The organism is Leptothrix sp. (in: b-proteobacteria) (assembly GCF_965250675.1).
GTDB lineage: Bacteria > Pseudomonadota > Gammaproteobacteria > Burkholderiales > Burkholderiaceae_C > Sphaerotilus.
In genome coordinates this window covers 22132-37080 of record NZ_CBDFPH010000006.1, presented here as the reverse complement: position 1 = coordinate 37080, position 14949 = coordinate 22132, and the positions used below count along the sequence as shown (strand labels likewise).

Sequence of the window (14949 nt, the reverse complement as noted above, 5' to 3'; positions counted from 1 at the left end):
TTCGATTGCGGCAACGCAAGTTGCGCCAGCCCCCCGGCCCCCAACACCCCCAGGAAATCCACCATGCAGCCCTTGCGCGATGTGCACGTCGTTGAATTCGAAGCCCTCGGCCCCGCGCCGCTGGCCGGCTGGATGCTGGCCGGGCTGGGCGCACGCGTCACCCTCATCAGCCGGCCCGGTGGCAACGCCATGGCACGCCAGCTGGGCGGTGCGGGCGACAACCCGCTCCACCAGGGCAAGACCGCCGTCGAGCTGGATCTGAAAAATCCCGCTGACCGTGCCCGCGCGCTGGCCCTGATCGCCCAGGCCGACGCGCTGATCGAAGGCAACCGCCCCGGCGTGATGGAACGCCTCGGCCTCGGCCCGGCCGACTGCGCCGCGCAGAACCCGCGGCTGGTCTACGGCCGCATGACCGGCTGGGGCCAGAGCGGGCCGCTGGCGCAGGCGGCGGGGCATGACCTGAACTACGTCGCGCTCAGCGGCCTGTTGTCGCTCGGGGCGCCGCGAGGCGGCCTGTCCACAGTGCCGCCCACCGTGCTGGGCGATGCCGGCGGCGCGCTCGGCCTGGCGCTGGGGCTGGTCAGCGCCGTGCTGGCCGCGCGCAGCAGCGGACAGGGTTGCGTGGTGGACGCGGCCATCGTCGACGTCGTCGCCATGCTCGGCACGCTGGCGCACTGGCTGCGCAGCGGCGGGCAGCTCGACACCGCCGCGCCCACCAGCCCCTTCCACGACTCGCCGTTCTACGACGTCTACCGCTGCGCCGACGGCGGCCACATCAGCCTGGGCGCGCTCGAACCCCAGTTCTATGCCCTGCTGCTGCAGCGCCTGGGGCTGCACGACGTGGACCCGACGGCCCAGTATCAGCACGCCGCCTGGCCCGGCCTGAAGGCACGCCTGGCCGCGCTGTTCGCCAGCCGGCCGCGTGCGCACTGGTGCGCGCTGCTCGAAGGCAGCGATGCCTGCTTCGCCCCGGTGCTCGGCATGGCCGAAGCGGCCGCCCACCCGCACAACATCGCCCGTGAGATTTTTCACACTTCAGCGGATGGGCGCCTGCAACCCACCGTCGCGCCCCGCTTCCTGCCCCTGACGTGACCGGGCCGGCGCTCAAGTCGCGCCGTCCGACACCGATACATGAAAAGCCAGTGACTTCGCCCGCTGGGGAACGGCTGCAACTCTGCGCCGCCCCGACGGACCCAGGCTCAACCGCACTGGCCCGAAAGGCTTTTCATGTCCACCGATACCGCCAGCACCGCCCGTCCGACCCCCTCCACCGCCTCGACTGCCGCCCAGGCTTCCGGTGCGCCCCGGGCCACGGTGGCCGCTGCCGGCGCGATCGACACCAGCTACGTGCCGGCCCGCCTGCCAGCGGGCACCATCATGAGCCTGACTGGCAAGGCCGCACGACGTGGTCCGGACGGCTCGCTGGTCGAGCTGCAGGTGGGCGACGAAATCAGCAAGGGCGACGTGCTGCTGACCGAGCAGAACGGCGTGGTCGAAATCCGCAGCGAAGGCAACCCGCTGGCCCGTCTGGCCCCGCTCAACGACGACAGCAGCACCGGCGACCCGGCCCTGGACCGCATCGTCGCCGAGCTGGAACTGGACTTCGACGCCCCCGCCGCCGGTGGCCTGGCCCCGTCGAGCGACCTGCAGCAAGGCGTGATGATCGAGCGCATCGTCGAAGTCGTCAGCCCGCAGACCTACACCTACGACAGCCCCGCCTCGGTCATCCCGGCGGCACCGCTGGCACAGGACACCAGCGCACCGCCGGCATCCCCTGCACCTGCACCTGCACCGTCGGAAAACACGGTCCAAGTCATCTCGGCCGCGCTGACCGGCCCGGGCGACATCACCGAAGGCCAGACCGCGAGCGGCTACACCATCACCCTCTCACAGGCCGCCACGACCGACGTGACCGTCGAATTGCGCTACGCCGGCACCGCGACTGATGGCACCGACTTCACCGCCGTGACCTCGGTCCTGATCCGGGCTGGCCAGACCTCCACCACCTTCGACATCGCCACCCTCGACGACGTCTTCGCAGAAGCCGACGAGACCCTCAGCGTCTCCCTCGGCCCCATCACCGGCGGCGGCGCGCTGGAACTGATCGGCTCCAATCCCGCAGCTGACACCGTCATCACCACGATTCGCGACGACGGCGTCACCACGCCCCCCATTTCCCTGCCGCCAGCCGGCACCAGGCTGCTGTCGCTCACCGGCCCGGACGCCGTGATCGAAGGCCAGGTGGCGACCGGCTACAAGGTCTCACTGACCTCCGCTGCGCTCACCGACATGACGGTCGAGCTGCTCTACACCAGCAAGGGCGCTGACGGCTCGGACTACCAGAGCGTCCAGTCGGTCACGATCAAGGCCGGTGAAACGTCCGCCTCGTTCGACATCAACACCTTCAGCGACAACCTCGTCGAGACCGGCGGCGAAGGCTTCCAGATCTCGCTGGGCGCCCTGTCGGGCGGCGAAGCCGGTTCGATCACGCCTGACAGCAGCGCCGCTTCGATCATGACGATGATCTACGACGCGGGCGTCACACCGCCCCCGCCGGCACCCACACCCGCCCCTGCGCAGCCAGAGACCATCCTGCTGTCGATCACCGGCCCTGGCTCGGTCGTTGAAGGCCAGACGGCCACCGGCTACACGGTCTCGCTGACCCACGCTGCCGCGTCGGACATGACGGTCGATCTGGTCTACAGCAACACGGGGGCTGATGGCTCGGACTACACCGCCGTCCAGTCCGTCACGATCAAGGCCGGCGAGACGTCCGCCACCTTCGATATCGCCACGATCCATGACGTCTACGCCGAATCCGGCGAGTCGTTCACCGTCGCCATCGGCTCGCATGCCGGCGGTGGCTTCGAGTCGGTGCAGACCGATTCGGCTGCAGGATCGATCACGACCGCGATCAACGATTTCCCCGCCGGCGGCCCGCCGCCAGCGCCGCTGCCGCCGACCGATCCGAACGTGGTCCTGCTGTCGATCACGGGTCCAGGCTCGGTCGTTGAAGGCCAGACGGCCACCGGCTACAAGGTCTCGCTGACCCATGCCGCGGCGTCAGACATGACGGTCGATCTGGTCTACAGCAACACGGGGGCTGATGGCTCGGACTACACCGCCGTCCAGTCCGTGACGATCAAGGCCGGTGAGACGTCCGCCACCTTCGATATCGCCACGATCCATGACGTCTACGCCGAATCCGGCGAGTCGTTCACCGTCGCCATCGGCTCGCATGCCGGCGGTGGCTTCGAGTCGGTGCAGACCGATTCGGCTGCAGGATCGATCACGACCGCGATCAACGATTTCCCCGCCGGCGGCCCGCCGCCAGCGCCGCTGCCGCCGACCGATCCGAACGTGGTCCTGCTGTCGATCACGGGCCCTGGCTCGGTCGTTGAAGGCCAGACGGCCACCGGCTACACGGTCTCGCTGACCCACGCTGCCGCGTCGGACATGACGGTCGATCTGGTCTACAGCAACACGGGGGCTGATGGCTCGGACTACACCGCCGTCCAGTCCGTGACGATCAAGGCCGGTGAGACGTCCGCCACCTTCGATATCGCCACGATCAACGACGTCTACGCCGAATCCGGCGAGTCGTTCACCGTCGCCATCGGCTCGCATGCCGGCGGTGGCTTCGAGTCGGTGCAGACCGATTCGGCTGCAGGATCGATCACGACCGCGATCAACGATTTCCCCGCCGGCGGCCCGCCGCCAGCGCCGCTGCCGCCGACCGATCCGAACGTGGTCCTGCTGTCGATCACGGGCCCTGGCTCGGTCGTTGAAGGCCAGACGGCCACCGGCTACACGGTCTCGCTGACCCACGCTGCCGCGTCGGACATGACGGTCGATCTGGTCTACAGCAACACGGGGGCTGATGGCTCGGACTACACCGCCGTCCAGTCCGTGACGATCAAGGCCGGTGAGACGTCCGCCACCTTCGATATCGCCACGATCAACGACGTCTACGCCGAATCCGGCGAGTCGTTCACCGTCGCCATCGGCTCGCATGCCGGCGGTGGCTTCGAGTCGGTGCAGACCGATTCGGCTGCAGGATCGATCACGACCGCGATCAACGATTTCCCCGCCGGCGGCCCGCCGCCAGCGCCGCTGCCGCCGACCGATCCGAACGTGGTCCTGCTGTCGATCACCGGCCCAGGCTCGGTCGTCGAAGGCCAGACGGCCACCGGCTACAAGGTCTCGCTGACCCATGCCGCGGCGTCAGACATGACGGTCGATCTGGTCTATACCAGCCGTGGCGCGGACGGCAGCGACTATCAGGCGGTGACCTCGGTGACGATCCTGAAGGGGCAGACGTCGGCCTCGTTCAACATCGCCACCCTGGATGACGTCTACGCCGAGCACGGCGAAGCCTTTGAGGTGGCCATCGGCGCGCACACGGGCGGTGGCTTCGAGGCGGTTCAGACGGACTTGACGGCGGCATCGGTCACCACGGCCATCCACGACTTCGGCGCCAACCCGCCGGCGGATTCGAGCACGGTCAAGGTGTCGATCAGCGGGCCGGTCGAGGTGATCGAAGGCCAGACCACCTCCGACTACACGCTGGCGCTCACGCACCCGCCCACCGAGGCGGTGACGGTCAAGCTGGTGTTCAGCGGCGTGGCAGCGGACGGCGGCGACTTCGAGCGCGTGGCGACCGTGACCTTCCAGCCGGGCGAGTTGGCAGCGACGTTCTCGCTGCGCACGCTGGTGGACAACCTGCCCGAGGGCAGCGAGACCTTCACGGTTCGCATCGACACCGTCACCGGCGGTGGCTTCGAGGCCATTCAGGCCGACAGCGCACAAGCGGGGGTGACGACGACCCTCCTCGACGCACCGCCGCCCGTGCTGGGTGGCGATTTGACCGCGCAGGCATCCGAGGAAGGCCTGGCGCACGGCGCAGCCGACAGCCAGGGCAACGCAGCCGGTGCAGACACGGGCGATGCGCCGACGTTCAACGGCCACATCAGCATCACCGATGCCGACAGCAACAGCTTCACCGTGACGCTGACGGCGCCGACCCTGGCGGTGACCTCGGGCGGCCAGGCGATTGTCTGGACCGGTGACGGCACAGGCACGCTGGTCGGCCACGTCGGCTCGGCCAGCGGCGCGGAAGCGGTGAGCATCCACATCGACAACCAGGGCGCCTACAGCGTCAAGCTGTCGCTGCCGCTTGACCACGCCCTTCAGGGCGAAGGCGCGGCCGGCGAGGACGTACTGGCGCTCGGCGTGGGCGTGAGCGTGTCCGACGGCACGCACACCAGCACCACGACGCTGGTGGTGAACGTGGAGGACGACGCGCCGGTGGCGCACTCGGACGCGCTGACGGCCACGGCCGTGCGCACCAACCTGCTGATCACGCTGGACGTGTCGGGCAGCATGACCACCACCGACGGCGTGGGCCATGAGACGCGCCTGCAGACCGCCATCAAGGCGATCGAAAACCTGCTGGACCGCTATGACGCGGCAGGTGAGGTGGCGGTGCGGCTGGTGACGTTCTCGTCCACCGGCGGCCCGATAGGCGACCACTGGACCAGTCTGGCCGACGCCAAGCTGCTGCTGGCCAGCCTGACGGCCTCGGGCAACACCAACTACGACTCGGCGCTGGCCGCAGCCGAGAGCGCCTTCCACAGCGCGGGCAAGCTCGAAGGCGCGCAGAACGTCAGCTACTTCCTGTCGGATGGCGCGCCCAACGCAGGCCATGAAATCGACGCCAGCGACACCCAGGCGTGGCAGAACTTCCTGACCACCGCCGGCATCACCAGCCACGGCATCGGCATCGGGGCCGGCGCGGTGGGCTCGGCCATCGACGGCATTGCCTACGACGGCCGCACCGGCACCGACACCAACGCAGTGGTGGTGGCCAATCTGACCCAGCTCGACAGCGTGCTGACCGCCACCGTGCAGCAGCCCATTCACGGCTCGCTGATCAGCGCAGGCGGCGCCGATGGCGCACGGGTGCTGTCCCTCACCGTGAACAGCGTGGTCTACGACCAGCCGGGCGTGCAGACCATTGCGCTGGCGCACGGCGGCAGCCTGGTCGTGAACATGGCCACCGGCGAGTACACGCTGACACCGGGTGGCAGTGCCAGCCAGACCGACATCCGCTTCACGCTGGTCGATGGCGACGGCGACACCGCCAGCGGCCAGATCAGCCTCGACGTGACCTTGCCGGTCAACCATGCGGCCACGATCGGCGGTGCGATCAGCGACGAGGTCACCGAGGCAGGCTCGTCCACCAGCAGCGATGGCTGCCACCGCAGCACCAGCGATACCGCCGCCAGCACCACGCACGGTCAACTGACCGTGCACGACAGCGACGTGGGCCAGAGCTACTTCCAGCCGGTGACGGCAGGTGCCAGCGTCAACGGCCTGGGCAGCTTCAGCATCGATGCCAGCGGCCAGTGGAGCTACACGCTCGACAACAGCCACACGCGCGTTGACGGCCTGCAGAAAGGCGAGTTGCTGCAAGACCGCTTCGTGGTGCGAAGCGCCGACGGCACCGAGCAGACCATCAACATCACCATCCACGGCACCAACGACACGCCCACCGTGGGCCTGAGCGGCGGCGGCGGGCTGCTGGGGCTGGTCGACCTGAACGTGCTCGACATCCTGGACTTCGGCAACAAGCAGGCGTTCAGTGCAAGTGATGTGGACGGCAATCTGAAGACCGTCACCGTCAAGTACGACAGCGGCCTGCTGGGCGGACTGCTCAGCTTGGTCACCACCGACTACAGCCTGGCGTATGACAGCGCGCTGGCACAGGAATTGGGCCTGAAGGTCACGTTGGTAGACACCGGCAGCCACAGCCTGCTGGGTCTGCTGACCGGCACCAGCTCGACGCTGACCGTCACCGCCCTCGACGGCGGCGTGGTCGACAACCAGGTGGTCAACGAGTTCCTCGCCAGCGTGCATCTGCAGGAAAACGGCGGCCTGCTGGGCGGCGTGGTGGACGCCAAACTCTTCTCAGGCGTCACGATCAGCGCCACTGACAGCGAGGGCGCCAGCGCTCACGCCAACGTCGGCAGCCTGCTGACTGCGGGCGTGCTCGCCGCACCAGAAACGTCGAATGTCGACACCGGTAACGCCGGCAACAACAGCCTGAGCGGCAGCAGCGGCACCGACCGCCTCTATGGCCTGGACGGCAACGACACGCTCGACGGTGGTGCGGGCAACGACATCCTGCGCGGTGGCGCAGGCAACGACGTCATCAACGGCGGTATCGGCAACGACCTGCTGATCGGTGGCGCCGGCCACGATGTACTGACCGGCGGCGCCGGCACCGACGTGTTCCAGTGGCATCTGGCCGACGTGGGCAGCAGCGGTGCCCCGGCGCACGACGTCATCACCGATTTCAACCTGGCCAGCGCCAGCACAGGCGGTGACGTGCTGGACCTGCGCGACCTGCTGGTGGGCGCGCAGCACTTCGGCACCGACGCCGGCAACCTCGACAGCTTCCTGCACTTCAGCCACGACAGCGCCACCGGTTCGACCCTGCTGGAGGTGAAGTCGCACGGTGCCAGCGGCGTGGTCGACCAGGTGATCGAGTTCAATCACGTCGATCTGACCGCCGGCTTCAGCAGCGACCAGCAGGTGATTCAGGAGTTGCTCAAGGGCGGGAAATTGATCACGGATTGATAGCCGCTTTCGTCATGACACTCAGCCCCGCCGATGCGGGGCTTTTTTGTGGGCTATTCTTTTTTCACACTCCAGCACCCGCACGGCACAGCCGCATCTGTCCTTCAAATGTCATTGAAAAACGTCTCTATCGGAGCGGCCGTGCTGCTCCTAGCATCGATAGGGTGGCGCTACCGAAACGCTCCCGTCATCACGGCATGGATGTCTCCCGACCCGCCGGCCGCCGCAAAGATCGAGTTCGACAATGGCACCGTTCGAGACTACTCCGCCGCCTCGCAGCCGGGCCAGGGCAATGACAGCCGCAACCTGGGGTCCGGCGGCGTCCGGAAGTGCAAGAAGGGGGCGGAGATCATCTACACCAATGAAGCCTGCCCGCAAGGTGCGAAAGAGCATCAGATGACCGGCGGCACGATCAGCGTGGTGCCGGGACACGGACAGCCCAAGCCGGCGACGCCATCGCCGATGGACGCCCCCCGCCGCGCCACGGTCTACGACGCCATGGACGCGAGCGAAGCGCCTCCCCGCCGTCAGGAGCGGTAATCGGCGTTGATGGTCACGTAGTCGTGCGACAGGTCGCAGGTCCAGACGGTGGCCTGCGCTGCGCCGCGGTTCAGGCCGACGCGGATGGTGATCTCGGCCTGCTTCATGACGCGCTGGCCGTCTTCTTCGCGGTATTCGGCGCGGCGGCCGCCCTGGTGCACAACGTGGACGTCATCCAGGTGCAGGTCGATCAGGTTCTGATCGAGGTCATCGATGCCGGCGTAGCCGACCGCCGCCAGGATGCGGCCCAGGTTCGGGTCGCTGGCGAAGAAAGCGGTTTTCACCAGCGGTGAGTGCGCGATGGCGTAGGCCGCCTGCAGGCATTCATCCTCGGTGCGGCCGCCTTCGATGGTCACGGTGATGAACTTGGTCGCGCCTTCGCCATCACGCACGATGGCTTGCGCCAGTTGCTGCGACACCGCGATGACCGCCTGGCTCAGCGCCTGGCCCTCGGCCGAGTCGAGCGAGGTGATGGCGGCGTTGCCGGCCTGGTGGGTGGCGATCAGCACGAAGCTGTCGTTGGTCGAGGTGTCACCGTCGATGGTGATGCGGTTGAAGCTGCGGTTGGCGGCTTCGGTCACCAGCGGCTGCAGCAGCGCAGGGTCGATGGCCGCGTCGGTGGCGACGAAGCCGAGCATGGTCGCCATGTTGGGGCGGATCATGCCGGCACCCTTGCTGATGCCGGTCACGGTGACAGTCTGGCCGCCGATCTGCACCTGGCGCGAGGCGGCCTTGGGCAGCGTGTCCGTGGTCATGATGGCCTCGGCGGCCAGGCCCCACTGGTCAACCTTGCGGTCGGCCAGCGCGGCGGGCAGGCCGGCCTGGATGCGGTCGCTCGGCAGCGTTTCCATGATCACGCCGGTGGAGAACGGCAGCACGTCCTCGGGCGCCAGGTCCAGCAGTTGCGCCAGCGCGATGCACACCGTCTTGGCACGCACCAGGCCGTCTTCGCCGGTGCCGGCGTTGGCGTTGCCGGTGTTGATGACGATGGCGCGCTTGGTCGAGCTGACGGCCAGATGCTCGCGGCAGATCTGCACCGGCGCGGCGCAGAAGCGGTTCCTGGTGAAGACGCCGGCGACGCTGGAGCCGGGCGCCAGCGTGATCACGGTCAGGTCACGGCGGTTGGCCTTGCGCACGCCGGCCATCGTGATGCCCAGCTCGACCCCGGCCACAGGGTGCAGTTCAGCGGGATGGGGGGCGGACAGGTTCACGGGCATGGCAGGTCTCCGATCAGCTCAGCTTGCCGTGGCAGAGCTTGTACTTCTTGCCGCTGCCGCACGGGCAGGGGTCGTTGCGGCCCACACGGGCCGACTGCTGCAGGGGCACGCCCTCGTCCAGCGACGGCGCAGTGTCCTGCGACACGCTGCCGTCTTCGTTCGGGTGGGTGTAGGTGACGTTGCTGATGTGCTCGGCGCGCTGCTCGATGGCCTGGGCGGCCTGCGTGGCCTCTTCCTGGCTCTGGATGCGCACGGTCAGCAGCAGGCGGCTGACTTCCATCTTGACGCGGTCGAGCAGCTGGCTGAACAGCTCGAAGGCCTCGCGCTTGTATTCCTGCTTCGGGTTTTTCTGCGCATAGCCGCGCAGGTGGATGCCCTGGCGCAGGTAGTCGAGTGCGGCCAGGTGCTCACGCCAGTGCGTGTCCATCGCCTGCAGCAGGATCATGCGGCCGAAGCTGCCGAACTGCTCGGCGCCCACCTGTTCCTGCTTGGCCGCGTAGCTGGCGTTGGCGGCACTGACGACGAGCTCGATGAGCTCCTCGTCGGTGATGGCGTCGGACTTCTCGACCTGCGCCTTGAGGTCGATCGGCAGCTGCCACTCGTCGCGCAGCGTGGCTTCGAGCGCGGCCAGGTCCCACTGCTCTTCGACGCTCTCGGCCGGCACATAGGTGCGCACCACGTCGACCATGGCACCACGGCGCAGGAAGCCGAGCTGCTCGTCGATGGCGGTCTGCTCCAGCAGCTCGTTGCGCTGGGCGTAGATGACTTTGCGCTGGTCGTTGGAGACGTCGTCGTACTCCAGCAGCTGCTTGCGCATGTCGAAGTTGCGCGCCTCGACCTTGCGCTGCGCGCTCTCGATGCTGCGGCTGACGATGCCGGCTTCGATGGCCTCGCCGTCAGGCATCTTGAGCTTTTCCATGATCGCCTTGACGCGCTCACCGGCAAAGATGCGCATCAGCGGGTCGTCAAGGGACAGGAAGAAGCGCGACGCGCCCGGGTCGCCCTGGCGGCCGGCGCGGCCGCGCAGCTGGTTGTCGATGCGACGGCTCTCGTGCCGCTCGGTCGCGATGATGCGCAGGCCGCCCAGCGCCTTGACCTGGTCGTGCAGGCCTTGCCACTCGTCATGCAGCTGCTGGACGCGGCGGGCCTTCTCATCGGCCGGGATCGCTTCGTCGGCCTCGATGAACTGCACCTGCTTCTCGACGTTGCCGCCCAGCACGATGTCGGTGCCGCGGCCGGCCATGTTGGTCGCGATGGTGATCATCCTGGGCCGGCCGGCCTGGGCAATGATCTCGGCCTCGCGGGCGTGCTGCTTGGCGTTGAGCACCTGGTGCGGCAGGCCGGCCTTGGTCAGCAACTCGGAGACGCGCTCGGAGTTCTCGATCGACGTGGTGCCCACCAGTACCGGCTGGCCACGCTCGAAGCACTCGCGGATGTCGGCCGTGACGGCGTCGTACTTCTCGCGGTCGGTCTTGTAGACCAGGTCGAGATCGTCCTTGCGGATGGTCGGGCGGTTGGGCGGAATCACCACGGTTTCCAGACCGTAGATTTCCTGGAATTCGTAGGCTTCGGTGTCGGCCGTGCCGGTCATGCCGCCGAGCTTGCCGTACATGCGGAAGTAGTTCTGGAACGTGATCGAAGCCAGCGTCTGGTTCTCGGGCTGGATCTGCACGCCTTCCTTGGCCTCCACGGCCTGGTGCAGGCCATCGGACCAGCGGCGACCCGTCATCAGGCGACCGGTGAACTCGTCGACGATGGTGATCTCGCCGTTCTGGTTGACGTAGTGCTGGTCGCGGTGGAACAGGTGGTGGGCGCGCAGCGAGGCGTAGAGGTGGTGCACCAGCGTGATGTTGGCCGCGTCGTAGAGCGACGCGCCTTCGGTCAGCAGGCCAGCTTGCGCCAGCAGCGCCTCGGCCTTTTCGTGGCCTTCTTCGGTCAGCACGATCTGCTGGGTCTTCTCGTCGGCGGTGAAGTCACCGGCCTCGATCACGCCCTCGCCAGTGCGCGGATCGGCCTCGCCGATCTGCTTCTTCATGCCGGGCACGACGGCGTTGATCTTGAGGTACAGGTCGGTCTGGTCTTCGGCCTGGCCGGAGATGATCAGCGGCGTGCGCGCCTCGTCGATCAGGATCGAGTCGACCTCGTCGACGATGGCGTAGTTCAGGCCGCGCTGCACGCGGTCGACCACCTCGTAGACCATGTTGTCGCGCAGGTAGTCGAAGCCGTATTCGTTGTTGGTGCCGTAGGTGATGTCGGCGGCGTAGGCGGCCTGCTTTTCCTGGCGGCTCATGTTGGGCAGGTTGATGCCCACCGTCAGGCCCAGGAAGTTGTAGAGCCGCGCCATCCATTCGGCGTCGCGACGCGCGAGGTAGTCGTTGACGGTGACGACGTGGACGCCCTTGCCCGACAGGGCGTTCAGGTAGACGGGCAGCGTGCCCATCAGCGTCTTGCCTTCGCCGGTGCGCATTTCGGCAATCTTGCCGTTGTGCAGCGTCATGCCGCCGATCAACTGCACGTCGAAGTGACGCATCTTCAAGACGCGCTTGCCGCCTTCGCGGACGACGGCAAAGGCTTCGGGCAGCAGGTCGTCGAGCGACGTGCCGGCGGCAACGCGCTGGCGGAACTCGTCAGTCTTGGCGCGAAGGGCGTCGTCGCTCAAGCCCTCGAACTGCACTTCCAGCGCATTGACGCGCTCGACCACACGCCGGTACTGCTTGAGCAGACGGTCATTGCGGCTGCCGAAAATCGAGGTAAGAAGCTTGGGCAACATGGATTTCAGGCGCGCTCGGGCATCGACACAAAGCCGATGAGTCTATCACCGGGCATCAGGCGATCGGCGTAGCGCGGTCAGCGGACCTTACGGCGCTCGCCCCGTGCGGCGCCCCCTGCGCCGGCGGTCTGTTCAGACGGGCCCAGGCTCTCGCCGCGCGCCAGAAAACGCGCCGGGTTCTGGGGTACGCCGCCGAGCAAGACCTCGAAATGCAGATGGGCGCCGGTCGAGCGGCCGGTGCTGCCGATCAGCGCAATCGACTGGCCGCGCTTGATCAGTTCGCCCGGCTTGACCAGCACCCTGGAGGCGTGGGCGTAGCGCGTGACCAGATCATTGCCGTGGTCGATCTCCAGCATCTGGCCGTATTGGGGATGAACCTCGACGCTCTGCACCACGCCGCCAGCGGCGGCATGGATGGGCGTGCCGACGTCGCCCGGAAAGTCCAGCCCGGTGTGCAACGCCGGCCGGCCGGTGAAGGGGTCGAGCCGGAAGCCGAAGCCCGAGCCGACCGGCCCGTCGACCGGCGCCGCGCTGGGCACCAGCAGCAACTCCAGCCGGCGCTCCAGCAGCCGCGACTCGATCAGTGTGAAGATGTCGGTGTTCTGCTCGGCCTGGGTGTCGAGCCGGCTCACGAACGCCTGCAACTGCGGCATCGACAAGGCCTGCGCCGGCACGTAAGGCCCGCCCCGCCCGCCCCCCACGCTCTTGGGTGCGGCAGTGGCCGGCAGGCGCAACTCTTCCGGCTTGACGCCGGCCAGGCCCGAGACGCGCTCGCCCACGGCTTCGAGTTGCACCATCTTGGCCTGCATCTCGCCCACCTTCTGGGCCATGGCGTCGAGGTTCTCGCGCAGGTAGCGGTCGCGCTGCTCGGATTCGTCGCGCACCACCAGCCGCACGATCTGGCTCACCACCGGCCAGCCGTCGCGCACGGCCTTCAGGAAGACGAAGTGATAGACCGCGCCGGAGAACATCAGCAACGCCAGCAGCGTGCCGGCGGCGATCAGCCCGAGTTGCAGCGGCCGCAGGTGCAGGGTCCGGGTGCGGGACGTTCCGTGCGTGATCAAGATATCCATGGTCGCTACACTCCTTTGCGTGAAAGCTGCTCAGCCCAAAGCCGTCCCTGATGCCGTACCGCTGCGTCAGGTGCTGTCCCATTGCGAGCCGCTCATGCGGCTGCAGCAGCGGCTGGCCCAGGCCCAGGCGCGCATGGAGGCCGTACGCCCTTTGCTGCCGCAGGGACTGCGGGCTTTTGTCCAGTCCGGCCCGACCGATGAAGAGGGCTGGACGATTCTGGCCAGCGGACCGGCCGTCGCCGCCAAGCTGAGGCAACTGCTGCCGCGCCTGGAAGATCGACTCAAGCTGCTGGAGTTCCGGCCCTACGCGATTCGCATCCACGTACAGGCCTCGAAACCCCGCTGACGGATCGGCGCTGATGCGCTTCAGCCGCCTCATCGGCTGCGCAGTGTATCCACCCCAAAAAACAAAACCGCCCGAAGGCGGTTTTTTGTCATGACCTGCGGACCGGGCCGCAGGATGCCGGACGATCAGGCGCGGGCAGCGCGCAGCGTACGGGCAAAGTCCTGCAGTGCGGCGATGCCGCTGTTCTCGGCGCGATGGCACCAAGCCTGCAGGTCATGCACCAACTGCTCGGCCGACACGTTGGTGCGGGTCCAGAGCTGACGCAGTTCTTCGCGCATCGTCACCAGCTTGGAGAGCGTGTCGCTCTCGCCGCAGGCCAGGGCCACCTGGGCCTTGACGTCGGCCGGGATCTTGTCGTCGTCGCGGTGCAGCCAGCGCTGGGCCAGCATCATGTTGGACCAACGTTCGGTGTTCTGCTTGCCCTGGGCCTTCATGCGGTCCAGTTCTGCAGCACAGGTCGACTTGAGGCCCTGCGCGTACTTCGCCATCACTTCATAGCGGTTGGTGATCAGCGCTTCCAGCGTCTGGCTGTCGGCCACCGGCTTGACTTCGCCCAGCTTCAGCTGCGGCGCGGTCTTGCGCACCTTGGCCAGACCGACGATTTCCATCGCGCGGATGTAGCCCCAGCCGAGGTCGAACTCATACGGCTTGACCGAGAACTTGGCCGACGTCGGGTAGGTGTGGTGGTTGTTGTGCAGCTCTTCGCCACCGATGATCAGGCCCCAGGGCGAGACGTTGGTGGAGGCGTCGACCGCCTCGAAGTTGCGGTAGCCCCAGAAGTGGCCCAGGCCGTTGATCACGCCCGCCGCCCAGATCGGGATCCAGATCATCTGGATCGCCCAGATGGTGACGCCGATGACGCCGAACAGCGCGACGTTGATGATGAACATCAGGATCACGCCCAGCTTGCTGTGGCGGGTGTAGAGGTTGCGCTCGACCCAGTCGTTGGGCGTGCCATGGCCGTACTTGTCGAGTGTCTCCTGCACCTTGGCTTCGGCACGGTAAAGCTCCGAGCCTTCCAGCAGCACCTTCTTGATGCCGCGCGTGACGGGGCTGTGCGGATCGTCCACGGTCTCGCACTTGGCGTGGTGCTTGCGGTGGATGGCGACCCACTGCTTGGTTTCCATGCCAGTGGTCATCCACAGGCAGAAACGGAAGAAGTGCGCCGGAATCGGGTGCAGGTCGAGCGCGCGGTGCGCCTGGCTGCGGTGCAGGAAGATGGTGACGGACGCGATGGTGCAGTGCGTGACGATCAGCGTGTAGATCACGACCTGCCAGACACTGGCGTGCGTGAATCCATTGGAAAGCCAGTCCACCAGGGCAAACCAGATCGAGGAGAGTTCGGTCATCGAGAAACCTTCG

8 protein-coding genes are annotated in these 14949 nt (G+C 67.3%); 4 read left to right on the top strand and 4 right to left on the bottom strand.

Annotated features, from left to right (window positions below):
• Positions 1–63: 63 nt before the first annotated feature.
• The 3 genes from AC5IG3_RS07710 to AC5IG3_RS07700 all read left to right on the top strand — a co-directional run bounded on the left by AC5IG3_RS07710 (position 64) and on the right by AC5IG3_RS07700 (position 8181).
• Complete coding sequence (locus AC5IG3_RS07710; protein WP_491905715.1) at positions 64–1092, top strand: CaiB/BaiF CoA transferase family protein; 1029 nt, start codon at positions 64–66, stop codon at positions 1090–1092.
• Positions 1093–1227: 135 nt separating this feature from the next.
• A complete protein-coding gene (locus tag AC5IG3_RS07705) occupies positions 1228–7641 on the top strand; it encodes an immunoglobulin-like domain-containing protein (RefSeq protein WP_491905714.1) in 6414 nt (2137 codons plus the stop codon).
• A gap of 201 nt (positions 7642–7842) precedes the next feature.
• Entirely contained in the window at positions 7843–8181 is a 339-nt protein-coding gene (locus AC5IG3_RS07700) for a hypothetical protein (protein WP_491905713.1), read from the top strand.
• Here the strand turns inward: AC5IG3_RS07700 and argJ are convergent.
• The 3 genes from argJ to AC5IG3_RS07685 form a co-directional block, all read right to left on the bottom strand.
• Positions 8169–9398, bottom strand: coding sequence for a bifunctional glutamate N-acetyltransferase/amino-acid acetyltransferase ArgJ (argJ, locus tag AC5IG3_RS07695; RefSeq protein ID WP_491905712.1), 1230 nt, complete (start codon positions 9396–9398; stop codon positions 8169–8171). The genes AC5IG3_RS07700 and argJ overlap by 13 nt on opposite strands.
• A 13-nt stretch (positions 9399–9411) precedes the next feature.
• Positions 9412–12168, bottom strand: a complete 2757-nt coding sequence (gene secA, locus AC5IG3_RS07690; protein ID WP_491905711.1) for a preprotein translocase subunit SecA — start codon at positions 12166–12168, stop codon at positions 9412–9414.
• A gap of 77 nt (positions 12169–12245) precedes the next feature.
• Entirely contained in the window at positions 12246–13241 is a 996-nt protein-coding gene (locus AC5IG3_RS07685) for a M23 family metallopeptidase (RefSeq protein ID WP_491905710.1), read from the bottom strand.
• A 19-nt stretch (positions 13242–13260) separates the two neighbouring features.
• Here AC5IG3_RS07685 and AC5IG3_RS07680 point away from each other — a divergent pair, with 19 nt between their 5' ends.
• Positions 13261–13587: a hypothetical protein gene (locus AC5IG3_RS07680; RefSeq protein WP_491905709.1), complete on the top strand. Its 327-nt coding sequence runs from the start codon at positions 13261–13263 to the stop codon at positions 13585–13587.
• A gap of 125 nt (positions 13588–13712) precedes the next feature.
• Here AC5IG3_RS07680 and AC5IG3_RS07675 read toward each other — a convergent pair whose 3' ends face one another.
• Entirely contained in the window at positions 13713–14936 is a 1224-nt protein-coding gene (locus AC5IG3_RS07675) for a DesA family fatty acid desaturase (protein WP_491905708.1), read from the bottom strand.
• Positions 14937–14949: the final 13 nt, after the last annotated feature.